Annotated in this window: 29 protein-coding genes and 1 other annotated feature; of the genes, 5 read left to right on the top strand and 24 right to left on the bottom strand. The window is 33.5% G+C overall.

Features of this window, described 5'->3' with window-relative positions; translation table 11 throughout:
- Positions 1-103: 103 nt before the first annotated feature.
- The gene (locus FYJ55_RS06350; protein ID WP_326831849.1) at positions 104-547 is read left to right on the top strand and encodes a GGDEF domain-containing protein; all 444 of its coding nucleotides are present in this window, start codon (positions 104-106) and stop codon (positions 545-547) included.
- A 14-nt stretch (positions 548-561) separates the two neighbouring features.
- Here FYJ55_RS06350 and FYJ55_RS06345 read toward each other — a convergent pair whose 3' ends face one another.
- The 9 genes from FYJ55_RS06345 to hypB form a co-directional block, all read right to left on the bottom strand.
- Positions 562-1,341, bottom strand: coding sequence for a hypothetical protein (locus tag FYJ55_RS06345; protein ID WP_154556123.1), 780 nt, complete (start codon positions 1,339-1,341; stop codon positions 562-564).
- A gap of 87 nt (positions 1,342-1,428) precedes the next feature.
- The gene (locus tag FYJ55_RS06340) at positions 1,429-3,189 is read right to left on the bottom strand and encodes a M3 family oligoendopeptidase (protein ID WP_154556122.1); all 1,761 of its coding nucleotides are present in this window, start codon (positions 3,187-3,189) and stop codon (positions 1,429-1,431) included.
- 60 nt (positions 3,190-3,249) lie between these two features.
- Complete coding sequence (locus FYJ55_RS06335; RefSeq protein WP_270499324.1) at positions 3,250-3,984, bottom strand: amino acid ABC transporter ATP-binding protein; 735 nt, start codon at positions 3,982-3,984, stop codon at positions 3,250-3,252.
- The gene (locus FYJ55_RS06330; protein ID WP_154556121.1) at positions 3,977-5,506 is read right to left on the bottom strand and encodes an ABC transporter substrate-binding protein/permease; all 1,530 of its coding nucleotides are present in this window, start codon (positions 5,504-5,506) and stop codon (positions 3,977-3,979) included. Before FYJ55_RS06330 ends, FYJ55_RS06335 begins: the two co-directional genes overlap by 8 nt.
- Positions 5,507-5,547: 41 nt before the next feature.
- Positions 5,548-5,756: a binding site (T-box leader), on the bottom strand.
- Between the two features lie 50 nt (positions 5,757-5,806).
- On the bottom strand, positions 5,807-5,995 hold the full coding sequence (locus tag FYJ55_RS11085; RefSeq protein WP_229771119.1) for a hypothetical protein: 189 nt from the start codon (positions 5,993-5,995) through the stop codon (positions 5,807-5,809).
- Positions 5,996-6,021: 26 nt separating this feature from the next.
- A complete protein-coding gene (locus FYJ55_RS11080; RefSeq protein WP_229771118.1) occupies positions 6,022-6,210 on the bottom strand; it encodes an Rpn family recombination-promoting nuclease/putative transposase in 189 nt (62 codons plus the stop codon).
- Between the two features lie 66 nt (positions 6,211-6,276).
- Positions 6,277-6,621: a hydrogenase maturation nickel metallochaperone HypA gene (locus FYJ55_RS06320; protein WP_154556120.1), complete on the bottom strand. Its 345-nt coding sequence runs from the start codon at positions 6,619-6,621 to the stop codon at positions 6,277-6,279.
- 1 nt (position 6,622) lies between these two features.
- Positions 6,623-9,304 (bottom strand): FAD-dependent oxidoreductase, encoded by a 2,682-nt coding sequence (locus FYJ55_RS06315; RefSeq protein ID WP_154556119.1) that lies wholly within the window; start codon positions 9,302-9,304, stop codon positions 6,623-6,625.
- A 1-nt stretch (position 9,305) separates the two neighbouring features.
- On the bottom strand, positions 9,306-9,968 hold the full coding sequence (gene hypB, locus FYJ55_RS06310; protein WP_154556118.1) for a hydrogenase nickel incorporation protein HypB: 663 nt from the start codon (positions 9,966-9,968) through the stop codon (positions 9,306-9,308).
- Positions 9,969-10,101: 133 nt separating this feature from the next.
- Here hypB and FYJ55_RS06305 point away from each other — a divergent pair, with 133 nt between their 5' ends.
- Together FYJ55_RS06305 and FYJ55_RS06300 are read left to right on the top strand one after the other, a co-directional pair.
- Positions 10,102-10,881: a nitrilase-related carbon-nitrogen hydrolase gene (locus tag FYJ55_RS06305; RefSeq protein ID WP_195836682.1), complete on the top strand. Its 780-nt coding sequence runs from the start codon at positions 10,102-10,104 to the stop codon at positions 10,879-10,881.
- A complete protein-coding gene (locus FYJ55_RS06300; protein WP_118115869.1) occupies positions 10,859-11,827 on the top strand; it encodes a P1 family peptidase in 969 nt (322 codons plus the stop codon). Before FYJ55_RS06305 ends, FYJ55_RS06300 begins: the two co-directional genes overlap by 23 nt.
- 90 nt (positions 11,828-11,917) lie before the next feature.
- Here the strand turns inward: FYJ55_RS06300 and FYJ55_RS06295 are convergent, their stop codons facing one another.
- Positions 11,918-13,150: an ATP-binding protein gene (locus FYJ55_RS06295; protein WP_154556116.1), complete on the bottom strand. Its 1,233-nt coding sequence runs from the start codon at positions 13,148-13,150 to the stop codon at positions 11,918-11,920.
- Between the two features lie 113 nt (positions 13,151-13,263).
- Complete coding sequence (locus tag FYJ55_RS06290) at positions 13,264-13,959, bottom strand: ATP-binding protein (protein ID WP_154556115.1); 696 nt, start codon at positions 13,957-13,959, stop codon at positions 13,264-13,266.
- A gap of 84 nt (positions 13,960-14,043) precedes the next feature.
- Here FYJ55_RS06290 and FYJ55_RS06285 point away from each other — a divergent pair, with 84 nt between their 5' ends.
- Positions 14,044-14,598, top strand: a complete 555-nt coding sequence (locus FYJ55_RS06285) for a Crp/Fnr family transcriptional regulator (RefSeq protein ID WP_117572257.1) — start codon at positions 14,044-14,046, stop codon at positions 14,596-14,598.
- On the opposite strand, the gene FYJ55_RS06280 is transcribed toward FYJ55_RS06285, so the two are convergent.
- From FYJ55_RS06280 to FYJ55_RS06225, 13 genes are all read right to left on the bottom strand, one after another.
- On the bottom strand, positions 14,591-15,382 hold the full coding sequence (locus FYJ55_RS06280) for a histidinol-phosphatase (protein ID WP_154556114.1): 792 nt from the start codon (positions 15,380-15,382) through the stop codon (positions 14,591-14,593). The genes FYJ55_RS06285 and FYJ55_RS06280 overlap by 8 nt on opposite strands.
- Positions 15,379-15,807, bottom strand: coding sequence for a low molecular weight protein-tyrosine-phosphatase (locus tag FYJ55_RS06275; RefSeq protein WP_154556113.1), 429 nt, complete (start codon positions 15,805-15,807; stop codon positions 15,379-15,381). The genes FYJ55_RS06280 and FYJ55_RS06275 overlap by 4 nt, the downstream gene beginning before the upstream one ends.
- 162 nt (positions 15,808-15,969) lie before the next feature.
- Complete coding sequence (locus tag FYJ55_RS06270; protein WP_229771116.1) at positions 15,970-16,302, bottom strand: helix-turn-helix domain-containing protein; 333 nt, start codon at positions 16,300-16,302, stop codon at positions 15,970-15,972.
- 1 nt (position 16,303) lies between these two features.
- A complete protein-coding gene (locus tag FYJ55_RS06265; RefSeq protein ID WP_117573190.1) occupies positions 16,304-17,557 on the bottom strand; it encodes an RNA-binding domain-containing protein in 1,254 nt (417 codons plus the stop codon).
- 339 nt (positions 17,558-17,896) lie between these two features.
- Positions 17,897-18,157 (bottom strand): type II toxin-antitoxin system RelE/ParE family toxin, encoded by a 261-nt coding sequence (locus tag FYJ55_RS06260; protein WP_154556112.1) that lies wholly within the window; start codon positions 18,155-18,157, stop codon positions 17,897-17,899.
- A gap of 53 nt (positions 18,158-18,210) precedes the next feature.
- Positions 18,211-18,489 carry a type II toxin-antitoxin system Phd/YefM family antitoxin gene (locus tag FYJ55_RS06255; protein ID WP_117573186.1) on the bottom strand — a complete coding sequence of 93 codons (279 nt, stop codon included), beginning with the start codon at positions 18,487-18,489 and terminating at the stop codon, positions 18,211-18,213.
- Between the two features lie 616 nt (positions 18,490-19,105).
- On the bottom strand, positions 19,106-19,339 hold the full coding sequence (locus tag FYJ55_RS06250) for a hypothetical protein (RefSeq protein ID WP_154556111.1): 234 nt from the start codon (positions 19,337-19,339) through the stop codon (positions 19,106-19,108).
- A 378-nt stretch (positions 19,340-19,717) separates the two neighbouring features.
- On the bottom strand, positions 19,718-19,927 hold the full coding sequence (locus tag FYJ55_RS06245; protein WP_154556110.1) for a hypothetical protein: 210 nt from the start codon (positions 19,925-19,927) through the stop codon (positions 19,718-19,720).
- A 235-nt stretch (positions 19,928-20,162) separates the two neighbouring features.
- A complete protein-coding gene (locus FYJ55_RS06240; protein ID WP_154556109.1) occupies positions 20,163-21,098 on the bottom strand; it encodes a Fic family protein in 936 nt (311 codons plus the stop codon).
- Between the two features lie 360 nt (positions 21,099-21,458).
- Entirely contained in the window at positions 21,459-22,139 is a 681-nt protein-coding gene (locus tag FYJ55_RS06235; RefSeq protein ID WP_229771115.1) for an ATP-grasp domain-containing protein, read from the bottom strand.
- Positions 22,105-22,230 carry a hypothetical protein gene (locus tag FYJ55_RS11310; RefSeq protein ID WP_268234145.1) on the bottom strand — a complete coding sequence of 42 codons (126 nt, stop codon included), beginning with the start codon at positions 22,228-22,230 and terminating at the stop codon, positions 22,105-22,107. The genes FYJ55_RS06235 and FYJ55_RS11310 overlap by 35 nt, the downstream gene beginning before the upstream one ends.
- A gap of 13 nt (positions 22,231-22,243) precedes the next feature.
- Entirely contained in the window at positions 22,244-23,137 is an 894-nt protein-coding gene (locus FYJ55_RS06230; RefSeq protein ID WP_154556108.1) for a Fic family protein, read from the bottom strand.
- 99 nt (positions 23,138-23,236) lie between these two features.
- Positions 23,237-23,374 carry a hypothetical protein gene (locus FYJ55_RS06225; RefSeq protein ID WP_154556107.1) on the bottom strand — a complete coding sequence of 46 codons (138 nt, stop codon included), beginning with the start codon at positions 23,372-23,374 and terminating at the stop codon, positions 23,237-23,239.
- A gap of 98 nt (positions 23,375-23,472) precedes the next feature.
- Here FYJ55_RS06225 and FYJ55_RS06220 point away from each other — a divergent pair, with 98 nt between their 5' ends.
- The gene (locus FYJ55_RS06220; RefSeq protein WP_268234144.1) at positions 23,473-23,616 is read left to right on the top strand and encodes a MerR family DNA-binding transcriptional regulator; all 144 of its coding nucleotides are present in this window, start codon (positions 23,473-23,475) and stop codon (positions 23,614-23,616) included.
- The last annotated feature ends 107 nt before the right edge of the window (positions 23,617-23,723 follow it).

Here is a 23,723-nt window from a genome sequence, read left to right as displayed (position 1 = left end):
GTTTAAATATTTTGAAGTTCTTGTCATAAGTGTAGTCTCTCTTTCGTTTACACCTATACAATAAATCTTAAATAGACATCATTAATGTCAGTTATATTAACAAATCACCAATGTATCTGTTAAGCCAAAACTAAATAATAAAGAACATTGTTGTTTTTTGATTCTTGATGTAGATGCTTTTAAATCTGTTAATGATAATTATGGTCATGCGGCAGGTGATAAAGTCTTAGAAAACTTGGGCTTACTCTTTAAGAATCATTTTAGACAGAGTGATATTGTTGGAAGAATTGGAGGAGATGAATTTATTATTCTAATTCAAGATGAAAATATTGCTGAATCTAGAATTCAGTCTCTACTTCAAAAAGTCAATGAATTAAAGATTGAAGAATTAAAAGATTTCAAATTATCCATCCGTATTGGAATTGCCTTTGCACCTAAAGATGGAACAACCTTTATGGAACTGTATCGCCATGCCGATCAAGCTTTGTATCAAACAAAACGAACAGGCAAAAACAATTATAAAATATGTAAAAATGACGAGATCTAAATCTCGTCGTTTTCTTATACATTCGTGTAATTAAAGCTCATTAAATCAACAGGCTTATCCTTAATATAATTTTTGATTTCTAAGCCTTCTAGTTTAGCTGGACGAACTACTATTTCGTTTTTAACTACATCTTCTTTAACCAGCTTCATCTGTTTCATTTGTGCAAATAAATCCTGCAAAACTTCCATTCTTTTAGGAATACCCCTATACACATATTCAATCGCACTTTCACTTAACGCTATGCTTCTAGAAACATATTTCCTGCCATTCTTTTTAGCATTATACTGAATATAGAACCAGAAACGTAACATCTGTAAGTTTTCACCTTTACTATTTTTCAAAAAGATGTCCTTCCAAGATGAATTTACTACTTCTTCTCTTTCTTTCTTTACAGAAGACTTCTTTTCTTTTAATAACTTTTCGCTTGGCTTATCAATAATGCTCTTGTTCATCAATTCTTCCATTTCGATATCCGTGAACTTGATAACATAAATTTTTCTACCATTCATTTCACTATCACGAACCAAACGAACACTTTTTAATTTACGAATCAACATATCCATAGATGGTCTTTCTGTACTTCCATCCAGTAAGCGGAATACATATTGATTGGCTTGGGCACTAGTCAATTCGTTTTCATATATCCAGTCATGCGTTTCTGCATACGGGTTTTTTACTGCCATAGATCTAGCGTAACAAAATAATCTTAAAGAAAGGGCGGCTGCACCATTCTCATTACTGTTTACGTTTTTAATAAAACGTTCTCTATTTTTCATCAACATTTCTGTACTCATTAAATCTCTCCTTGAAAAAATTCGAACGCAGTAGATTATATCATCATTTGTGAACTTTTGCAGAAAAAATTGCTTGTTTCCAAGCAATTATTTCGACAATTCGATAAATTCTTCAATTCTTGATTTTGCGGTTTCTAATGCAGAAATCCAGAAAGCTTCATCCGTTAAATCAATACCCAATACCTTAGCTGTATCTTCTACCGATGCAACCGTTGTTGTGTGTAACATCTCTTTATATTTAGGTACGAATTTTTCTTTACCCATTTCTTGATATTTCACAACTAAGCCTCGCGCAAACAATCCACCAAAAGCATATGGCCAGTTATAATAACTTAGATCTGAAGAATAGTAGTGCGATTTACAAACCCACATATATGGATGTAAACAATTTGGATCAAGTCCATTGCCATAAGCTTGTTTTTGTGCGTCCAACATGATTTCATTTAATTGATCCTTGAATAAGAACTCATCACTTCTTCTGTCAAATACGGCTTTTTCAAATAAGTAACGAGAATAAATATCACAGATGATCTGACATAAGTCTTGAAGCTGATTTTCAATCAAACCTAGTTTAACTTCTTTATCCTCCGTTTCATCAATCACTGCATTCATAATGATATTTTCATTGAATGTACTTGCCGTTTCTGCAACTGGCATAGAATACTCCCAATTTAATGGTCTATGACTTTCAATGTTTAATCCATGATATGCATGTCCAAGTTCATGAGCCAAAGTAACTACGTCTCCAAGTCCTCCATCAAAATTAGTTAATACGCGTGATTGTTTCACAAACGGCATATTGCAGCAGAAAGCTCCGCCAACTTTTCCTTTATGTGGATAAAAATCAATCCAGTTATTGTCAAAAGCTTCTTCCATCATATCGGCCAAGTCATCAGAAAATGGTCTAAAATGATTAACCAAATATTCTTTTGTAGTTTCTGGAGTAAAACTTGTCGTAGCCGATTTTCCAATTGGCGCAAATAATTCATACCAAGGAAGGCCATTTTCATACCCTAACATTTCAGCTTTTCTTTTCAAATACTTATGGAATACTGGCAAGTATTTCTGCATTGCACTTAGAAGTGCATCTAATGTTTTCTGGGATACATGAGACTGGTGTAGCGTCATATCCATTGGACTTGTATAGCCACGCATTTTAGCTTCGGTAATCACTTGTAGTTTAATGTTGTTTAAAGAAAAACTTACTGCATCCGCAATAGGTGCATAACTTTTAAGTTCAGCTTCATAGGCAGCTTTACGAACTTCTTTATCTGCATCATACGCTAGATTACGAATAGATGCCAAAGGTAACTTTTTACCATCATATTCCACTTCCAATGAACTTGTGAGTAGACTTTGTTGCTTCTCCCAAGCAGAACCTGCAGAAATATTCATTTTGGCAAGTGCCTCTTCTACGTCTTCACTTAACAAATATTTTCCACTTTCGTGAATATCATTTAAAAAATATTTGTATTCACAAAGTTGGGGACAATCTAAATAGCTGTTTAAATCCTTCATATCCGCAATATAGCGAGAGAATACTGCCATAGCCTTACTGGCTGTACTTGCGATAGTAGCTACTTTATCAATGGCTGCTGCCGCTTTCGCATTCGCCGTATTTGTGGATTGGCTCAAAAATCCAAAGCAACTCAAATGTTTTTCTAATAATTCAAACTCTTCTAATACTTTAACAATTTGAAGAAGATCTTCCTTCTCATTTTCATGACTTAAAGTCTTTGAAAGTTCATCCAATTCTTTTGCCTTCTTTTCAAAAGATGTTAGATCTTCACTAAATTTAGGATCATCAAATCCCTTGTACAATACGTCTAATGACCATTCTGAATTCATATCAATTTCCTCCAATTTATTAAATTATACCATAAGAAAAGCTTGAGCATGTGCCCAAGCTTATATTACTTGCGATAAAAATTTGATGGTTCTTGGATTTTGTGGATGTTCAAAGATATCTTCTGGAGTTCCTTGTTCTTGAATAATACCTTCATCCATAAATAATACGCGATCACTTGTTTCACGGGCAAATCCCATTTCGTGTGTCACGATCACAATTGTCATTCCTTGATTCGCCAATTCTTTAATGACTTCTAGTACACCTTTTACCATTTCTGGATCTAATGCACTTGTTGGTTCATCACACAAAATTACATCTGGATGCATAGCTAGAGCACGAACAATAGCTAGACGCTGTTTTTGTCCACCAGATAATTTTCTTGGATATTCATCCTTCTTATCTTCCAAGCCTACTTTTTTAAGCAATTCAATCGCTTCTTTTTCAGCTTGAGCCTTTGGTGTTTTAAGTTCTAGAATTGGTGTGATGGTAATATTTTCTAAAACTGTTAAATGTGGAAATACATTAAAGTGCTGGAAGATCATTCCAATCTTTTTACGATGTGTATCAATATCAACATTTTCAGCTGAAATATCTATACCTTCGAAAATGATTTGTCCACTAGATGGTTTTTCTAATAAGTTTAGACAACGTAAGAAAGTAGATTTTCCTGAACCACTAGGCCCAATAATACTAACAACTTCTCCTTGATGGATTGTTTGATCAATTCCTTTTAATACTTCAATATCTCCAAAATTTTTATGTAAGTCTTTTACAACAATTAGTTCCTTAGTCACTGACACTCAACTTCCCTTCCATGTATTTAATTAATTTTGATAATGAATATGTAACAATAAAGTAGATCAAACCAACAATTACTAATGGTTCAATGGATTTATAAGTAGCCGATTTAATAACACTGTTAACAGTCATTAATTCTCCAATATAGAATGTACTTGCCAAAGATGTTTCCTTGATCATCATAACGAATTCATTACCTAAGGCAGGCAAGATATTCTTGATAGCTTGAGGAATAATGATTTTAGTCATCATATGTACATTTGACATACCAAGTGATTTGGCCGCTTCTCTTTGTCCTTTATCCACAGATTGAATGCCTGAACGAATAATTTCAGCCACATATGCACTTGAATTAATGACAAGGGCAATAATCACACTCACGATCATTGGCATATTTCCATTTGTCAAATAAGAGAAAATATTGATGAACAACCATAATTGTAGTAATAGTGGTGTTCCACGAATCAATTCTACATATACACCCGCAATCGCTTGTACGATTTTATTCTTTGATAGTTTTACTAGGGCAAATAATCCACCAATAATTGTACCAAAAATAACAGTAATAGCAGCAAGTCCTAAAGTGATTCCTAAACCTTTTAATAATTGTGGCCAGCAATATTGAACGATTTGAACACATGTTCCAAAGAATCCAGTCGCTGTTAAAGTAAATTGTTCACTACTCTGTTTCTTTGCCGCTTTATACCACTCTTCATATAAACCTTTTTTATTGACTTCCTTTAAAATTTTATTGACTTCTTTCATCAATCTCTTTTCACCTAAAGGAGCACCTACACGATTACCTGCATAATCTTGATCAATATTGAATAATTCATCTAACTTCGCAAGTTCAGAGTTCTTTTCAATATATTCATCAGCTGTACCTTCAGAGCATGCAACGGCTTGTACCGTACCATTCTTTAATAGGGCAACACCATCATCAATACTTGAAATGGATTGTAGTTTTGCGTCCGGAATTTGATCTTCTGTATATTGTTGCTGGATTGATCCTTGTTGAGCAGCCACCTTTAAGCCAGTTAGATCTGTTAACTTCTTATACTTATCTGCATCCTTTTTTGCGATAATAACAGCCTGTCCGCCAGTATCCTCTTTCATATTGTATCCAATAGACATTTCCATCTGTTGCGCACGTGCTGGTGTATAAGCCAATCCAGTAATTGCTAAATCAATTTCTTCAGTTTGAAGATTTGCCAAAACTGTATCAAAACTAGCGGCTTTGATTGTTAATTTAACACCCATCTTTTTCGCAATATATTTTGCTAATTCAATATCAGAACCTACATATTGCGCTTGTCCTGTTTTTGTTGAGTCAATAAATTCATTAGGTGGGAAATCAGGAGATGTACCTACAATCAATTCTCCCCTTTCTTGAATCTTGTCTAATAAATCGCCTGTTGTTGATGTGTCTGTTTCGTCGGCAAATGCAGGCATAATACTAGACATCATGATCATAAAACTTACTAAAAATGCCGAAATTAATTTAAATCCTTTTTTCATATCTAACATTCCCTTCTAATAAAAAAAGCCGTCCTTGAATATACAAGGACGACTATAAAATCGCGGTACCACCTTATTTCCTGCACTAATGTACAAGCCCTTAACTCATAACGGGAGTATCCGAAGCTTCCTCAATCTTCGAAAGCTCAGCTCTAAGACACGTTCACCATGTGCTTACTGTTCCATTTCCACCATCAGGAACTCACTATCAGCAGCATCCACGACTACTTCTTCTTTTCATTGCCTTTACAAAGGATGGCTTTATTATAAACAAACATTTTTTTAAATGCAACAGAAAATTTATGATTTTATCAACACCTGAATTTCATCCACATTTAGTGAACAATATGCGCAAATTTGTTCAAGACTAAAACCGTTTCCTTTAACTCTCCATAATATTTTTCCTTCCAATTCTTGAGAACCATGAAGTCTAGCCAAATAATAACTAAAGCGAATTGGCAAATTATCTTTGGTTTGTCTTAACTGCATTTTTAAATCCACCGTTATTTGATTATCTAATTCAACCTTGAATTCTTCATTTTACTATAGTCTTTCACCATTTCTGAATTTTTAACAACCACATGATGGACTTTCCTTTCTAAAAATACCGTAAGTAATGATTTTAAGGCATCATTAGCCTCTTTACAATCTTTACCAAACACATACTTGAAGGCGAAATCATTTAATAAATATGCGCTACGCATGAGCACCTCTTTTCTAGTAGAGATTTTCTACATACTCATATACGTAAAAAAAGCGCCTTTCGACGCTTATTCGGCTTCAATCTCCTTAATGAGACACTCATTGCCTTGAAGAAGAACTGTATGTTCACTCTTACAATATGGACACTCTCTTCCATATTGGATCGTATCATATGTTTTTTCACATTCATTACAAATCGTAATGGCTTCAATCCATTCATATTCTAGTGTTGAGTTATCAATTAAAGGAACTTTTTTCTTATAATATTGCCAACAATCCACTAAATACTCAGGAACAATTCCACTTACTTTTCCAATCTGCAAAGTCACTCTACGAATATCTGTAATATTATTTTCTTGTGCAAGTTCTTCTAATGTTTTTGAAATATGTACAACAATTCCTAATTCATGCATACTATTTCTTCTTATTGCGAATAATCTTGATTTGGCGTTTAGCCACATACGGCAAGATAGCTTTCATTTTATCTTCCGCCTTAACCATTCTTGCGCCATCTTTGATATCACGCGTTAAGTGGATCGCATCAAATTCACATTTTGTCGTACACAAACCACAACCAATGCACTTATTAGTATCCACAATACTTGCACCACATCCAAGACATCGATTGGCTTCAATCTTAACTTGTTCTTCTGTAAATGTTGAACGTAAATCTCTAAAGGATTTTTCACCCAACCCCTTTTTAATACCAGGTATCTGTCGCTTGGCATGATCAAAATCAATATCAATCAATGCGTTATTCTTATCAAATTCATTAAATAAATGTAAGTCTCTTCCAATTGTTAGAGAATGCCCCTTATGAACAAAACGATGCATTGATTCAGCCGCTTCTTTACCTTGACTAATCGCATCAATCGCAAATTTTGGACCTGTATACACATCACCACCCACAAATACATCTTCAACAGATGTTTGTAGTGTTGTACCATCCGCATTAATTGTTCCATTTGGATTGACATCTACATCCAATCCTTGAATTGGAATAATACTTTGTCCAATTGAAAGTAATACATGACTACATTGTATTGTTTCCAAAACACTATCATCATAGCTTGGATTAAATCTTCCAGTTTCATCCTTTACACTTACACATTGTTTAAATACAATTGAATCTTCCAAGATTTCCTTTGGACCCCATCCACAATGAAGTAGAATTCCCTCTTCTTTAGCTTCTAATACTTCCTCAGGACTAGCCGGCATTTCGCCTTCTTGTTCTAAAGAACATAAATGAACCTTTTGTGCCCCACTTCTTAAAGCTGCACGAGCTACATCTATCGCAACATTTCCACCACCAACGACAACCACATCGCCAGAAATTAGATTAGGATCTTCTACTTTATTCACCTTTCGCAAGAAATCAATTCCAGATTCAACCATCGCATTATCTTCTCCTGGAATATTTAATTTTCTTGATCCTTGAGCACCAATAGCCACATAGAATGCTTCATATCCCTCATTTCTTAAATCATCCAAAGAAATGTCTTTACCTACTTCTATGCCACACTTGAACTCAATGCCCATAGCTTTTAACACTTCAATTTCCGCCTCAATCACAGACTTTTCTAATCTAAAAGAAGGAATACCATATACCAACATACCACCTGGTTTTTCTTCCTTTTCGAATATTGTGACAGGATAGCCCATTATTCTTAAATAATAAGCGGCACTCATACCAGCAGGACCTGCACCAATAATGGCCATCTTATTTGTGAAAAATTTGCCTTCGACATTTTCACATAAAGGAATATAACGCTTATCTTCATGAAGTTCTTGTTCGGCAATAAACTTCTTGATTTCATCAATAGCTAAAGGCTCATCAATCAATCCACGCGTGCACTGTTGTTCACACCTTCTATTACAAATAGCTCCACATACGGCTGGAAATGGATTAAAGTCTTTAATTAACTTTAATGCATCCATATAGCGACCTTCTTTTGCCATCTTAATATAGCCTTGTACCGGTAAATGTGCAGGGCATGCACTCTTACAAGGTGATGTTCCAGTTTCATAACAGTTGACTTTAGCTGTATCTCTAAAATTCCAGTTCCACTTTTCAGGGCCCCACTTTACATCATCAGGAAGTTCCTGTTTAGGATACGATACAGGTCCATCTTTTGTACAAAGTTTTTGACCCAATTTTGCCGCACCTACAGGACAAATTTCCACACACTTTCCACACGCAACACACTTTTCACTATCCACATGAGCCCTATAAGCACTTGCCGACATATTTGGCGTATTAAACAATTGACTCGTTCTTAATGCGTTACATACGCCATGTGCACAGTTGCATATCGCAAAAATCTTATCTTCTCCATCAATATTCGTAATCTGATGAACATAACCTTTTCTTTCGCAACGTTCTAAAGTCTCTATAACCTCTTCATACGTACAATAATGACCACCCTTGTTTGTCTGTACAACATAGTCAGCCATATCACCTACCGCAATACAAACATCCGCTTCAACATCACCAGTTCCTTCACCTCTAACGCGTTGTTGTCTTCTACATGAACATGGAGAAAGTGCGTATTTATCGTATTTATTCAACCAATGCGAAATCTTTTCTACACTTACCGCTTGCTGATTTGCATGAATCGCTTTTTCTACAGGAATAACATGCATACCAATGCCTGCTCCTCCAGGTGGAACCATTGGCGTTACCTTTTCAAGTGGTAATCTCGTCATCTTTTCAAAGAAATCCGCAACAATTGGATGTTCTTCTACAAGATTTTTATTCATAACCATAAATTCAGCTGCTCCAGGAACAAATTGAGGAAGCACAAACTGTTTATGATGATCCTCATTTTCCCAGTTGTATTCAATCATTCCAATGTCGCATACTTCATTTAATACACGATTCACTCTTCCTGCTGGCCACCCACTTCTTTTCACTACTTCTTCAAAAGAAAGTGGTTTACGCACTTCAAAACACAAACATAAATCGCATTGTTCATCATTTAATATTTCATTTAAACACTCATATTCAGGATCCATTTCCGATAATTTTTTTACTTTAGCTGGAATACGATCCGTGATACGCCTTGCCAGTTTATCAATATTATCTCGATATGTCATATTATTCCTTCCAGGCCTTTACTTCGTTTTCAAGCCAATTACACCAATCTTCAATTCCCTCACCTGTTTTAGCGCACACTTCAAAAATCTTCGCATTCGGGTTTCGGTACAAAATATTCTTTTTACACTTATCTACATCAAAATCAAAGTATGGCAATACATCCATTTTATTAATTAAAACCACATCACACACTTGAAACATCAATGGATATTTTAAAGGTTTGTCATCTCCTTCTGGAACACTTAATATAGCCACATTTTTAGTGGATCCCGTGTCAAATTCAGCAGGACACACTAAATTTCCTACATTTTCAAGTACAGCCAAATCTAAATCTTCCATACCCATTTCATGCAATCCTTGACGAGTCATATCTGCGTCTAAATGACACATACCACCTGTATGTAGTTGAATCGTGCGTACGCCATATTCACTGATGGTTTTGGCATCTACATCACTATCAATATCCGCTTCCATAATACCAATTCTCATTGCATCTTTTAGTCTTTCTAACGTTCTAGATAGAGTTGTTGTCTTCCCTGCTCCTGGACTTGACATAACATTCAATAAGAACACACCCTTATCTTTGCATTCTTCTCTTAATTTGTTCGCATCTTTATTATTATCTTCAAATACACTTTGTTTTACTTCTATAATTTTATACATGATACAAAGCCTCCTAAAATGATTGTAAACGATTTCAAACCAGTAGTAAATAAACACATGTTAATCTTTGCACACCTTGAAAATTAGTCACTTTTCGCCTATCATAATTTTTATGAAGATCTGTATGTACCAAATGTCTGTTTCAATAGATAACCAACAAAATTTAGCTAAACTAACAAATATTCCAGACTGTGATATTTTAGTTCTTTGTGAAATGTGGAATTGTCCCTATCATAATGATGCACTTAAAACAGCGTATTTGCGTCATGATGAAAGTTTGATGGCTTTAAAAAAACTAGCTATATCGCATAGGATATGGATTGTGGCTGGTTCCATTTGTGCTGACAAATACAATCGCTGTTACATATTAAATAGCAATGGCGACATTGTTTGTTCGTATGATAAAACACATCTTTTTGAATTCCACAACAAACAAGATTATTGTGAAAATGAAGTGTTTGTACCAGGAAATCACTTACAATGTTTTGATACGCCATGGGGAAAATGTGGCATTTTATTATGTTACGACATTCGCTTTCCAGAAGTATCCAGAGTTCTATCGCAAAATGGAGCACAAATTCTATTTTGTCCAGCCGCCTTTAATGAGCAGGCTACAAAGAAACATTGGAAGCTATTTATTCAAACACGCGCCTTAGAAAATGAAGTCTTTTTGTGTGGGGTTGCCCCAGCTAAGTATACGTATAAGAACTATACTTCAGGAGGCCACTCTATTCTTGTGGATGGTTTTGGCAATATTATAGTGGAGTTGGGTGAAGAAGAAGCATACAAAGTTGTAGATATCGATTTAAACGACATTGAAAAAGTAAGGAAAAGGATGCCTTATTGGAAGGTACGTAGAAATGATTTATATGAATTAAAGGAGATCAAGAATGAAGACAATTCAAATCAATGAGATCGAAGGATTTCAAATTGGTAGTGCACAAGATATAGAAAATGCGACTGGCTGTACAGTCATCTTATGTAAAGAAGGAGCCACAGCTGGTGTAGATGTACGTGGTGGGGGGCCAGCCACTCGTGAAACAGATTTATTAAACCCTAAAAACATGGTTCAAAAGATTCATGCGGTTACATTATCAGGTGGTAGTGCTTTTGGTTTAGAATCAAGTAGTGGTGTTATGCAATATTTGAGCGAACACGAAATTGGTTTTGACATGAAAAACATCTATATTCCAATCGTATGTGAAGCTTGTTTATTTGATTGTGGTGTAGGTAATTCTAAAGCGTATCCAAACAAACAAATGGGGTATGATGCTTGTATGGAAGCTGAAAAAAATGATCCAAAACAAGGAAATGTAGGTGCAGGAACAGGGGCTAGTGTTGGTAAATTCTTCGGTCCTCAATATGCGATGAAGGCAGGACTTGGATTTTCAGCCCTACAAATGGGTCCATTAAAAGTAGGAGCTATTGTAGCTGTGAATGCGTGTGGTGATATTTTCTATCCAAATTCAGACAAACCAATCGCAGGTATCTATGATCGAAACACAAACACAAGATTGTTTAGTGAAGATGAAATCTTAAAGGCAGCTGAAAAGATGATCAATTCTTGTGGTATGAATACGACAATTGGCTGTATCATCACAAATGCGGATTTAAATAAAGCACAAATGAATAAGATTGCGAGTATGGCGCATAATGGATATGCAAGATGTATTCGTCCAGTACACACTTCAAGTGATGGAGATACTATTTTTGCGATGACATCGAATAAAGTGCCTGCAGAACAAGATCTAGTTGGAATCATGGCCGTAAAAGCAATGGAACAAGCTATTGTCAATGCAGGTACACTTGCAGATAGTGCTTATGGTCTAGCTAGCTACAAAGAAATCACAAAGGACTAATCATTAGAGTATCGCTACGGTGATACTTTTTTTAACGTGTCAGAAAATGATAAAAGTGCAGTATCTGTAACGTTAACTGCACTTTTTAATCTAAAATTTTGAATTCGAGATAATGAAATCAATTAGATTTACATGTTTAATTCCATTTCTATTTTGAAGTAAATAATCTGTAGTCATCACGTATTTAGGATAATTGTCCCTAATGGATTCTAATGATTTATATTCTCTATCTTCTGTTTTTTTGCTCAATGCGATCGTATACGCAACTTGAACATATGCATAATTCATTTTATGATCTCTTAAAATAAAGTCACATTCAAGTTTTCCAATTCTTCCCACACTTATTGAATAGCCCTGGCTTTTTGCATAGAAATACACAATATTTTCAAGTACAGGTCCATAATTAATTTTATTATCTGTATTTAATGAAAAATAAAAGCTTAAATCCGATACATAATATTTCTTTTCTCCTGATAAAGATTTTTTAGATTTCATATCGAAACGGCTGCATTCATACAATATTTTTGCATCTACTAGTATCTTAATGTAGTTAGATAGTGTTGCCCTTGAAATTTTCATTCCATTTTTTTCTAACGATTCTTGAAGTCCACTAATACTTGTAGTAGCACCAAAATTATTGATAATGAAATGTTCTACAGATTCAAAGGCTTCTCTATTTCTTATTTTTACTCTTTTACGAATATCTTTTTCAAAAATCTCTCTAACAACGCTTTCCGTATAAGTTCTTTTTACCTGTAAATCGTCAAATTGTATAGTCCTAGGAAAACCACCTTCAAGAATGTAATTATTTAATTCTACAATCGTATTTGGATTAATATCTTTATTATAAAATCTTTTCATTTCTAAGTATTCATCAAAGGATAAAGTATATAATTCAAATTCAATGTATCTTCCTGTTAATTTAGTAGACAATTCTCCACTTAATAAATATGAATTTGAACCCGTGATAAAAATGGAATATCCACCATCCGTTCTATACCCATTAATTACTTCTTCGAAAGAATCCACATTCTGAATTTCATCAATAAATAAATATATCTTTTCCTTTGGCGTTGTCTGACTTTCAATCAACGTTTCTAAAGCATCTGCCGTTTTAATGTTGCGATTCTTTCGACTATCCAAATCAATATAAATGATTTGTTCATCTTTCACACCCATAGTTTGTTTCAATTCATCGCATATAGTTTCCATAAGACTACTTTTACCACAACGCCTTACTCCTGTAATCACTTTAATAAGATCTTCTTCTGAATAGAATGGTCGGATTTTTTTTAAATATTTTTCTCGCTTATATAGATTCATTTGTCTTCCCTCTAATCAGATTTTATCAAAATAAATAAGCATAAACAACATTTAACGTGTCAGAAAACGACAAAAGTGCAATATCTGTAACGTTAACTGCACTTTTTTAAGGTTTAATCTAAAATTTTTCCATCCATTGAAATTGTGACGACTTGCCAAGGAATGAACTTTTTACTTTCCTGCAAAGCTTTCTTAACCGCATTTTCAAGACCACCACAACAAGGTACTTCCATACGAACAATGGTTACACTTTCAATGGAATTCATACGAATGATATCGCAAAGCTTTTCTGAATAATCCACTCCATCGAGTTTTGGACATCCAATGAGAGTCACTTTGTTTCTCATAAATTCCTGATGGAAATTAGCATAGGCATAGGCTGTACAATCCGCAGCTATTAAAAGCTTGGCATGTTGAAAGAATGGTGCGTTGATAGGTGCTAGCTTAATTTGAACAGGCCAAGATGTTAATTGACTTGATACATCAATCGATGGACTTGATACAACTGGATTCAGTGTATGCATCATAGATCCAGGACATCCAGTATGCATGGTACCAGAATCTTTCATGCGTTTTTCCATATTCTTTTTTACAGCCTCTTCATCATAAGCTAAAGTATCTTTTTCAATAAATGAAATAGCGCCCGTAGGACATGTAGGCAAACAATCCCCTAGTCCGTCACAATAATCATCACGCATTAATTTCGCTTTTCCGTTCACTAAGCCAATGGCTCCTTCATGACAGGCATCCACACAGATACCGCATCCTGTACATTTATCTTCATCAATTTGAATTATTTTTCTTAACATAGAATCATCCTCATTTCTTATGACCTTATTTTAGTGTATAATACAATCAATTTATGTTGTTTAAACCACGAAAGGGAGACATTTATGGATTTACAATTAAAAAAATACAAGAAAAATGAAATTATTTATCATATGGAAGATATTCCTCAAGCCATTGGCATTGTCAAAGAAGGAAGTGTTGTCATAGAAACTGTAGACTTTTTAGGCAATGTTTCCCTATTGTCACATATAGGTCCCAATCAAATGTTTGCGGAAAGCTATGTCCTAACCAAAACACCTATGTATGTATATGTTAGAGCGGTTGAGGATTGTACAATTCAATTTTTAGATGTTCAAACCTTAGAAAAATCCCCAGAATTAAAAAATCAAATGATTCAAATACTTTCAAATAAAAACAAGATGTTATCACAACACATATTCCATATTTCCAACAAAACCATTCGCAATAAAGTGTTGTCATACTTATCGTTTATGAAACTAGAAACACAAAATTCTACCTTTAAGATTCCGTTTGATCGTCAACAGATGGCTGACTATTTAAACGTAGAACGAAGTGCCTTATCAAAAGAGCTTTCTAAAATGAAAAGTGAAGGTCTAATTGATTATCACAAGAACACCTTCACTGTTTACTCTATTTAATTTTCACTGGTACAAAACCATCATTGGTTAATATTTGCAGTTCTTTAAATCCGCAAGATTGAATCAAATCTAAACTGGATTCAAAAGCACAATCCAAATAGTTCTTATCATGACAATCACTGTTTAGACAAATACGCGCATTCTTTGCGTATAAATATTCCAATATATTCTTAGATGGATATGGTGTTTTACGATAGCCTCTAGCGATAGCTCCGGTATTCACTTCAAAAATCTTGTCGTTGATCAACAATCGGTCAATGCAGTCGCAAACAATGTTCATATAGTCTTTATCATTAAATTGAAAATAAGACTCGTCCTCATTATATTTGGTAATCAAATCCAAATGTCCAATGATATCCACTTCTTGCCAATCATACATATTCGATAAATCTGAATAGTAGTCTTTACACATCTTTTTATAATCACCAGAATAGGATTCAAATAAAGAATCAAATACAGGCTTTGAATAATCCACGGATACTTCACCTAAAAAGTGTTTACTTCCAATCACATATTCAAATGGAGCTTTTTCAGATATTCTTCCCAACATATCTTCTTCAATTCCTAAATGAATTTGAATAGATGAAGAATATTTCAATTTAATTCTCTCAACCTCTGAAATATATCCTAAAGTATCTCGCATGGAACTTGTATCCACGTCTAAATGTCCATGACCTGAAAAGCCAAGAATGTCAAAGCCCTTTGAGATGGCTTCTAAAGTCATTTCTTCAATCGTATCTTTTCCATCACAAAAGATGGAGTGTGTATGTAGATTCTGTTTCATGATAACCTCTCTAACCAAGCTTTACAGCCTTCATAAATATCACTATAAGCTGTTTCAAAATCATTACTGTACCAAGGATCTGAAACATCTCTTGATAATAATTTATAGATCTTGTGATCTGGATCATTATTGAACATACGATTTAGATTACGCATATTATTTTCATCCATACAAATTAAATAATCATACGACAAATAATCACTCATTGTAGCTTGTCTTGCATAATGTCTAGAAAATGGAATCCCCTTTTCTTTTAGTTTACGCTTAGCCGGAGGATAGATATCATTACCAATTTCTTCACAACTTGTAGCTGCACTAGAGACATATAGTTCTACCCCATTTTTCTTTGCCAAATCTTTCATAATGTACTCAGCACTAACACTTCTACATATGTTGCCGTGGCAAATAAAAAGCACTTTCTTCATAATCAAAAAAACCTCACTTTTATATAATTTATCATACCAAAAGAAATTTAAAAAGCAGTTAATCTATAGATGATCAACTGCCAACTAACAATATAATATTTAAAAATATAATTAATGCTTTGGCACAAACTCAATTTTAAGTGTCATTCCCATACCTTCAGCTCATCTTTTTAATAAATTAATCGACGGATTTTTAGTTCCATTCTCAAGTTTGCTGATATCTGCCTGATTGATGCCTGTACGCTCAGATAATTCTTTTTGTGTAAGATTCTGCGAAGTTCTAGCATCTACAATGGCTCTAATTACATCCATTTCCGGTTGAATAGCTTCATATTCTTTCTTGAACTCTTCATCCTTCATTTGTTTTGCTAACATTTCATCAAATGTTTTCATTTTCCGTACATTACTAAATATTTCTTCATTCGAAAGACACTCTTCTGTCATCCTTGTCTGCTTATCTGCTTCATCTAATTTTATTTCTATCGATTCATTCATTTTATTTAATTCTATATTTTGTCCCTTTCCCTTTACCTTCAATAGTGATTACACCTTTTTGTTCCATATCTTTCAATAACTTTGTTGTTTTGGATTTACCAAATGATATATATGGTGCAATTTCACTCATTGATTTCAGCATATTTTTGCTTAAAAGTTTATATACTACTTTTTCATCTTCAGTTAAATTCGCATTCTCTTCATATATTGGAAGAACAATTTGAATCGCATTTTCTGATACTTCAAAACTTGGTTTTACAGATGCTTCAGAATAAATTTGTTTGATTCTTGTAATACCTGTTCCAAATATTTCTACAAATCCTAATCTGTAAAAGACATTCGCAAGATTTCTATTTCTTAAAACCGAAAGTTTTCCTGATAAATATTCATCCTCTGTGATTCCAGATGGTAATCCGCCTGGAGATACAACTTCTGTTCGATCATCAAACATAGATACTCTAATTTGTGAATCTACATCCCATACTCTATGAATCAAAGCATTCGCAATAGCTTCTCTAAATGCAGCTTCAGGTATCTTTTCCACCATCTTTCGATCAGCTCCTTGAATTACTTCATATTGATAATAATCTCTAAATACACTAAGAGCTTTTTCATATATGCCCAAGACGGATGTATTTTCAAAAGTAATCCTCTTTTGTATAATGCTGATGTTTTCTCCAAACTTTACTATATCAATTCCGGGAAAATGATTTTTATCCGCTAAAAGACCAGCTGCATTATTAAAGCCATTCGCGTCATCATATAGGTTTAATGTCTTTAAAGTATCTTTATTAAAAGTTTCAATCTGAATTTTCTCTTTTAGATTACTTTGCAAAATTTCAAAAGACAACTCTTGATCTTTACAAGGTAATTCTTCAAATCGAATATTCTTCCCTTCTAAGACAAGTCTTGAAAACTCTAGTGTATCTACTTCTATTGTTGCAGTATCATTTCGTTTATATGCTTTTGATTTATACAAATACGGCTTCTGAAGACCACTCTTTACACTTAATTTTATCGTTTGCTCATTATTTTGGATTTCTAAAGTATAGTTTGGCTGGGGCGAAATACTATCATTGATTTTATTTTCTATATCTAAACAAGCCTGTTTAACATCTGACAAACCCTTTATATTTCCATCATCGTCCACACCAAAAAGAATCTCTCCACCATCATAATTTGAAAAGGCACTCACTGTTTTTAGAAAAGTATTCGTAATTGTTTCTTTAAATTCTAATATTCTTGTTTCTCGCATAAAGACTCCCTTCCACTCTTATTTTAATTATATTATATGTATAATCACACATAAAAACAATCGTATTTTTTTATAAATGATTTTATGCGTGATTTCAATCATATTTTTTCTTTTTAACCATTTTTTTGACTGAAATCAAGTCATAATCGTTCTGCATATTAGAAAAAATGTTTCTAGCCACATAAACTTGAAACACCCTTTGTTATTTTCTAATGTATTATACCAATTATCACTACTCTCTGATAAGAAAAAGCCCCATCGTGTTGCGCATGATAAATCAGTGGCGTAGTGCGGTCTATAAATTTTATTCTATAAATTTTTGATTTTTTAATAAACAATTTACAATCCTTGAATAATATTCAGATAGTCCTGACGTTGATCTACGACCGAATAAATAATAATTTGTTTTTTATTCTCGTTGATTTTATAAAATATCAAGTCCTTTTCTAGTATCAACACCTGATAGCCTTGTCGTTTTAAAACAGGATATCTAGGCGTGATTCCTAAATATGGATTATCTTCCAACAGATAAATATTCTTTTCTAAATCATTCAGCTTTTTTAAAGCAATGTCTTCACCGAAATTTCTTGCGATATTCATTACATTTTTTCGAATGCCAATATCTGCAGTATCTGTACGTACAATAGTATATTTTATTTTCCTTTTAACATCGCTCTTAAATCATTAAAAGTGTCTTGAATAGGTGATACTCTTTCATACGCAACATCTTCATCTGCTTCTGCAAGCAATTCCAACAATTCAATTCTTGACTTCATACTTTTGTATTCATCATAAGATAAAGAAACCGTATCACCACGTCCATTTACTGTAATAATTACAGCTTCATTCTCTTCCCGACATTGCTTTGAAATTTCATTATAGTGATTTCTTAAATCAGCAGATGACCTAATAGATTCTCGTATATGATACATAATATCACCTCCATAATATATGTAGATTATGTCATAATATGACTATGTACTCAATTTATATTATCTTCTAACTGCTTGTATTTGTTCGAAAATAAAGCTTCCAAATTTGCATAAACATTCCCTTCTCGGTATAATGCAGATACAGAAAGACTATTGGATACAGTGGTCACTCTGAATTAAGGCCAAAAGACGCTAGTAATCCATTGGTGAGGGTGATCTAGTGTCTTTTACATTTTTCTATAATAATTAATGTGATTTTTAGTATTTCTACTATAGCCATTAGTCAAGAGCAACATCAATGTATAGATAAATATACATGCAACACGTCCTCCTGAAAAAATCGAAGAATCTGCCGAGAACTCAAGCAGATTTCTTTACTTAATTCAGAGGGTTCACCATTACTGCATTAGTAGCACTTCTAATTGTAAAACTTCAATATAAAAACATTGTGAATTACGTTCAATAGTTTCCTATTTGATCTAAAACGTATTATTTTCGTTGAATTAGATACGATTTAGCATTCTAAAAGAACACAGAATCATCCTTTTACACAATATTAGTACCATCTCAACTGATTTTAAAAAGCAGTTAGCCTAAAATTGACCAATTGCCATATTTATTGTTCTTGTGAAGTTCTAGCATCTACACGAGCTCTGATTATATCCATTTCTGGTTGAATAGCTTCATATTCTTTCTTGAACTCTTCATCCTTCATTTGTTTTGCTAACATTTCATCAAATGTTTTCATTTCCCGTACATTACTAAATATTTCTTCATTCGAAAGACGCTCTTCTGTCATCCTTGTCTGCTTATCTGCTTCATCTAATTTTATTTCTATCGATTCATTCATTTTATTTAATTCTATATTTTGTCCCTTTCCCTTTACTTTCAATTGCGATTACATCTATGACGCTGGTCCTGAAACAGAAATATCTCAGAAATAAATTTTCCATCTGACCCGTGGCAAGATAGAGTATTTGTGGCAGAAGCGTAAAAATTGTCGACGTTTCTGCCTTTTATTGTAATTGTGCAATTGACGGATAATTCGGTGCGCCTCTAGCGGTCATACCAGTTTCGAATGACGTTAGAATCGGTGCAATATGACGGACAACCGGTGTAATAGGACCCCCTTAATGCTTTAGTTTGACTGTAGTGAAAGGAGGTCTTTTTGCCTGCAGAAAAGCACTACAATTATTGGTGTTCTTGAAATGTTAGAAGATGGTTTTTCTTATAGTGAAATCCATACAAACGGCGCCAAAAAAGCTGCACTTATAAATGTGGCATATCCATAAAAGGCCAAAAAGGATGTTGCGATAGAAGTTTGTGCTTCTTGTAGATCATTCACAAACGTATCGTACAAAACTCCACTCGCCAAATTATTAATGACATAACTGATTATAAAATAAACAATATTCCGTTTATCTCTTCGTTCTTCCATTTCTTCAACTCCTAAAAACTGTTTAAGATTATATGATTATATAAAAAACAAATCAATTGTTAATTGTAAATATTTTCAGTAAAACAATGAAATAAATAAGAATGCGTTTAAATCATCCTCAGTTTGGGCTTCACACAACATCTATAATAAAAATTTAGGGAACTTTTATGATTTTATTAAGCACAAATGTTCCCTAAACTGTATTCATTAAAATTTTCTTATTGCGAACTACGCTTTAAAAAGTTTTCCAACATTTTTCTTTTAAGAATTCATTTATAACACTGATATCTTCACCCTCATAGTATTTAACTAGTAATTTCTTAAAATCTGGCACTTCCTTTTCAGGGATTACAAGCAATCCTTGACCGTGTGCAATTAGATATTGATTTGCGAATATTACAGATGCACGTTTGTTGCCATCAATAAATATTTGTATTTTCATACAATACATGCATAGATCAATAGCTATTTCAATAGGTTCTTTATTTGAATTAACTATATTATCAATAGATTCTTTTACAACACTTTCAATTGGAATAGGTGGAACATAACTACTTCCACCAATTGTGACAGGAACTCCACGAACTCTTCCACCATCTACATAAAAACCTTCATTTACTAGTTTTGCGATATGGCTAATCATATAATAATTTGAAGTACTCTGAATCACATCTTTGTCCAAAATAAATTCCCAAGCATGTTTTAAATTTAAGATTTTCTGCACATCTGAAGCTTTTACACCATTTACAATTCCATTATTTAAAATCTCTTCTGTTTGTGGAAAAGTTGTCCCAACCCCCTCTAAAACAGCCTGATCATAAATACTAGATTTCATGTTAGCACGTGCAAAATCAATATTTTGCAAAACACGGCTTGATAATTCAGAATCTTTATACCCTAGAGATGTTAATTCTCTTTCAATCTGTCTTATTCTTTTTCGTAATACCCTTGCATCTTTAGCATTTTTTAACAGTAATTGATACAATTCATCGGAATAGGCATCAACATAAGTTGACGTTAATTTTCCTGCAATTCGTTTTCTTACATATAAATAACGAGAACCATTTTGTTCTTTTATTTCAGGAGAACCATCATAAGGTAATAAGTTCAATCTAGCTTGACAATCCGCTTTATCTTCTAATAATGCCTGTATTTTAACCAAATCATTCATAATTTCACTCCTTAGGGAACTTTTTCTTTATATATTATATCAAAAGTTCCCTAATAAACACAAATAGGGAACTTTTATCACACATAGTGCTTAATAAGTTCCCTATTTTTTTTCTTGTGTTTAAATCATACAAGAATCCTTTTGACATCTTATTTGGATTTAAATCAAAAAAAATGAGGATGATTTCTAAGTCATCCTCATTTTGGGCTCCTCACCCTGCATTTTAGTTTAAATTGAATTTAGCTTCTCGCCATTCAAGAGCCATCGCTCATTTGTATTATACCAGAAGTCATCTAAAAGGCTCAACATATAATTGAAGCCTTGTTAGCCAATCGTGCATATTCAATATTCATAATTCTTTTATTGATATTTACGATAATCAAAAACATCTTCTCTTTCTAACAATTGAGACCATCTTGCAGATAATAATTTGGCGTATTTATAATCTACTAATCCATAAGCCCCTAAAGAATATGCATCATTACATTCAATCAATAATGTTCTACCATCTTTGGTAACCCCAATATCAATAGAACATGCCATTGGTCTTTTATCCCATTCGATAAATTGATCCATAATTTCATCCAATACTTCTGCATCATAATTATAGTGCCAATCTCCCTTATATGGTCGAACATATATAATTTGATCATAGTATACAAAGCAACGCCATTCACGCATAAATTCAATGGGTTCACTGCATAAGACCTCAAAATCTTCATTATAGGCACCACATCCAATTAAATCCTTAATACTTGAAATCACTTTTCCAGTAAATTTCTTACTTTCTACAGGCTTAACAAACCAACCTGCAGACCATTTACCCTCATCTGTAGAAATAGCATTTATGGTATCTCTCCATATTTTTCTGCCAAGAAACTTTCGAAGACATTCTGGATAATCATCTACATGTGGGTTTAAAACATTAAATTTGGCGAAAACATTTTCGCATTGTTGAATGTAATCAACGACTAAATCTTCTTTTGTGATTTGATTATATACATCATCAAGAGAAAAATAAGGCACAACTTGCCAATTCATTAAAACCAGAAATGGCTTTTTGCATATTCTGACTATGTCCAACTACTAATCCTGAATTATAGTCTTTTTTGACCTTGATATAAGCTTTCATTTTAATTTTCCTTCTAATCTTGCAACATATTTAAATACATATCCAATCTTTCATTTATATATCCCGCAAACAAATTTTCCATTGCAAAAAGATTATGCTTTACATGATATTCATCAAACGCATTATAATAGGCAAGTCGATCCGTAAATTTAATATCAATAGGCGGATAACCAGCCTTCATCAATTCTAAATTCACTAATAATCTTCCCGTTCTACCATTTCCATCAATAAAAGGATGAATCGATTCAAACTCAATATGGAAACGAGCTAATTTCGTTACAATATGCTCCTTACTATTCGCAAAATCCATTAATAATTGTTCCATTTTCGGTGCAATCAAATAAGGTTGTACTGGCTCATTCAGCGCGCCCATAATATAAACAGGAATTCTACGATATACGCCTCGGTCTTCTTTCTTATCCGCAAGAACAAGATAATGAATTTGTTTGATGACACTCTCACTAATGGGAACATTATTTTTGACTAGTTCTCTTACAAAATCAAAAGCTTCCTTATGTCCAACAGCTTCCATATGATCTTTTAGAGGCTTTTTATCAATTGTGAGACCACGAAGAACTAAATCCGTTTCACGCAAAGTCAGTGTATTTCCTTCAATCGCATTTGAATTGTAGGTATACTCCACAATAAATTCTTCATTCAACCTAGCAACTTCACCTTCTGTTAATGGTCTTCTAGAATCTAATTCCATCTTTTTTCGATCAATCTGCCGCAAAAGATTCTCTTTTGACTTTAAACGACCATCTACCGGTTTCTTTGCATCCACAGGAATTTTCCAACTTCGCCCCTCATGATAAGCACCTAAAATTTTTCCCTGAGCACAAAGAACTCGAATTCTTCGATCTGAAATACCCCATTTTTCAGAAGCCTGTTTTACAGTCATAAACATGGATCATCACTCCTAATCTAGAAGTATTATATCATTTTATCGGAACAATAGACATCTATCGGAATAATCCAAAGCCGTTTATCGGAACATTATAAGTTCTTACCAAGCATATACGCTTATTTCATCTTCTGTTGTCCTTGCGATCATGTAGATATCTCGAAATATATATTCACTTGCATACACGATAATTTCTACACCTTTAATACACAACAACCAATACAATACGGAATTGTGCATCGATGACACCTCTTTGACATCTTAACCTTATTGACACAATTACCTAATGATATTAGCATAATATCTAAAGCTGACTTTAGGTCAAGAAAGGAATCATTATGTATACAATTGGTCAAGTATCTGAAATGTTTGATTTACCCATTTCTACCCTTCGATATTATGATAAAGAAGGATTTTTCCCTCATTTAGTTCGCAAGGGCAATATTCGCTATTTCAGCAATCGTCAACTACCCACTACCTAAAGGTGGTGGGCTTGTAACTGCCCAGTCGTACTAACGACTTACGTCTCCGACCTTTAACCCCATTAGATATTGCTATCTAAAGTGGCGTTACATCATAGGGTGGTTGA

The sequence above is a fragment of the Holdemanella porci genome (assembly GCF_009696075.1).
GTDB classification, from domain to species: Bacteria; Bacillota_I; Bacilli_A; order Erysipelotrichales; family Erysipelotrichaceae; genus Holdemanella; species Holdemanella porci.
This window is presented reverse-complemented; position numbering and strand designations above follow the sequence as displayed.

Excerpts from the sequence above, each read along its gene's own strand:
- FYJ55_RS06345 (WP_154556123.1), bottom strand. The coding sequence starts at position 1,341 with ATGAGTACAGAAATGTTGATGAAAAATAGAGAACGTTTTATTAAAAAC.
- FYJ55_RS06340 (WP_154556122.1), bottom strand. The coding sequence starts at position 3,189 with ATGAATTCAGAATGGTCATTAGACGTATTGTACAAGGGATTTGATGAT.
- FYJ55_RS06330 (WP_154556121.1), bottom strand. The coding sequence starts at position 5,506 with ATGAAAAAAGGATTTAAATTAATTTCGGCATTTTTAGTAAGTTTTATG.
- FYJ55_RS11085 (WP_229771119.1), bottom strand. The coding sequence starts at position 5,995 with ATGCAGTTAAGACAAACCAAAGATAATTTGCCAATTCGCTTTAGTTAT.
- FYJ55_RS11080 (WP_229771118.1), bottom strand. The coding sequence starts at position 6,210 with ATGCGTAGCGCATATTTATTAAATGATTTCGCCTTCAAGTATGTGTTT.
- FYJ55_RS06320 (WP_154556120.1), bottom strand. The coding sequence starts at position 6,621 with ATGCATGAATTAGGAATTGTTGTACATATTTCAAAAACATTAGAAGAA.
- FYJ55_RS06315 (WP_154556119.1), bottom strand. The coding sequence starts at position 9,304 with ATGACATATCGAGATAATATTGATAAACTGGCAAGGCGTATCACGGAT.
- hypB (WP_154556118.1), bottom strand. The coding sequence starts at position 9,968 with ATGTATAAAATTATAGAAGTAAAACAAAGTGTATTTGAAGATAATAAT.
- FYJ55_RS06305 (WP_195836682.1), top strand. The coding sequence starts at position 10,102 with ATGTCTGTTTCAATAGATAACCAACAAAATTTAGCTAAACTAACAAAT.
- FYJ55_RS06300 (WP_118115869.1), top strand. The coding sequence starts at position 10,859 with ATGAAGACAATTCAAATCAATGAGATCGAAGGATTTCAAATTGGTAGT.
- FYJ55_RS06295 (WP_154556116.1), bottom strand. The coding sequence starts at position 13,150 with ATGAATCTATATAAGCGAGAAAAATATTTAAAAAAAATCCGACCATTC.
- FYJ55_RS06290 (WP_154556115.1), bottom strand. The coding sequence starts at position 13,959 with ATGTTAAGAAAAATAATTCAAATTGATGAAGATAAATGTACAGGATGC.
- FYJ55_RS06285 (WP_117572257.1), top strand. The coding sequence starts at position 14,044 with ATGGATTTACAATTAAAAAAATACAAGAAAAATGAAATTATTTATCAT.
- FYJ55_RS06280 (WP_154556114.1), bottom strand. The coding sequence starts at position 15,382 with ATGAAACAGAATCTACATACACACTCCATCTTTTGTGATGGAAAAGAT.
- FYJ55_RS06275 (WP_154556113.1), bottom strand. The coding sequence starts at position 15,807 with ATGAAGAAAGTGCTTTTTATTTGCCACGGCAACATATGTAGAAGTGTT.
- FYJ55_RS06270 (WP_229771116.1), bottom strand. The coding sequence starts at position 16,302 with ATGAATGAATCGATAGAAATAAAATTAGATGAAGCAGATAAGCAGACA.
- FYJ55_RS06265 (WP_117573190.1), bottom strand. The coding sequence starts at position 17,557 with ATGCGAGAAACAAGAATATTAGAATTTAAAGAAACAATTACGAATACT.
- FYJ55_RS06260 (WP_154556112.1), bottom strand. The coding sequence starts at position 18,157 with ATGAATATCGCAAGAAATTTCGGTGAAGACATTGCTTTAAAAAAGCTG.
- FYJ55_RS06255 (WP_117573186.1), bottom strand. The coding sequence starts at position 18,489 with ATGTATCATATACGAGAATCTATTAGGTCATCTGCTGATTTAAGAAAT.
- FYJ55_RS06250 (WP_154556111.1), bottom strand. The coding sequence starts at position 19,339 with ATGAATGAATCGATAGAAATAAAATTAGATGAAGCAGATAAGCAGACA.
- FYJ55_RS06245 (WP_154556110.1), bottom strand. The coding sequence starts at position 19,927 with ATGGAAGAACGAAGAGATAAACGGAATATTGTTTATTTTATAATCAGT.
- FYJ55_RS06240 (WP_154556109.1), bottom strand. The coding sequence starts at position 21,098 with ATGAATGATTTGGTTAAAATACAGGCATTATTAGAAGATAAAGCGGAT.
- FYJ55_RS06235 (WP_229771115.1), bottom strand. The coding sequence starts at position 22,139 with ATGAATTGGCAAGTTGTGCCTTATTTTTCTCTTGATGATGTATATAAT.
- FYJ55_RS11310 (WP_268234145.1), bottom strand. The coding sequence starts at position 22,230 with ATGAAAGCTTATATCAAGGTCAAAAAAGACTATAATTCAGGATTAGTA.
- FYJ55_RS06230 (WP_154556108.1), bottom strand. The coding sequence starts at position 23,137 with ATGTTTATGACTGTAAAACAGGCTTCTGAAAAATGGGGTATTTCAGAT.
- FYJ55_RS06225 (WP_154556107.1), bottom strand. The coding sequence starts at position 23,374 with ATGCACAATTCCGTATTGTATTGGTTGTTGTGTATTAAAGGTGTAGAA.
- FYJ55_RS06220 (WP_268234144.1), top strand. The coding sequence starts at position 23,473 with ATGTATACAATTGGTCAAGTATCTGAAATGTTTGATTTACCCATTTCT.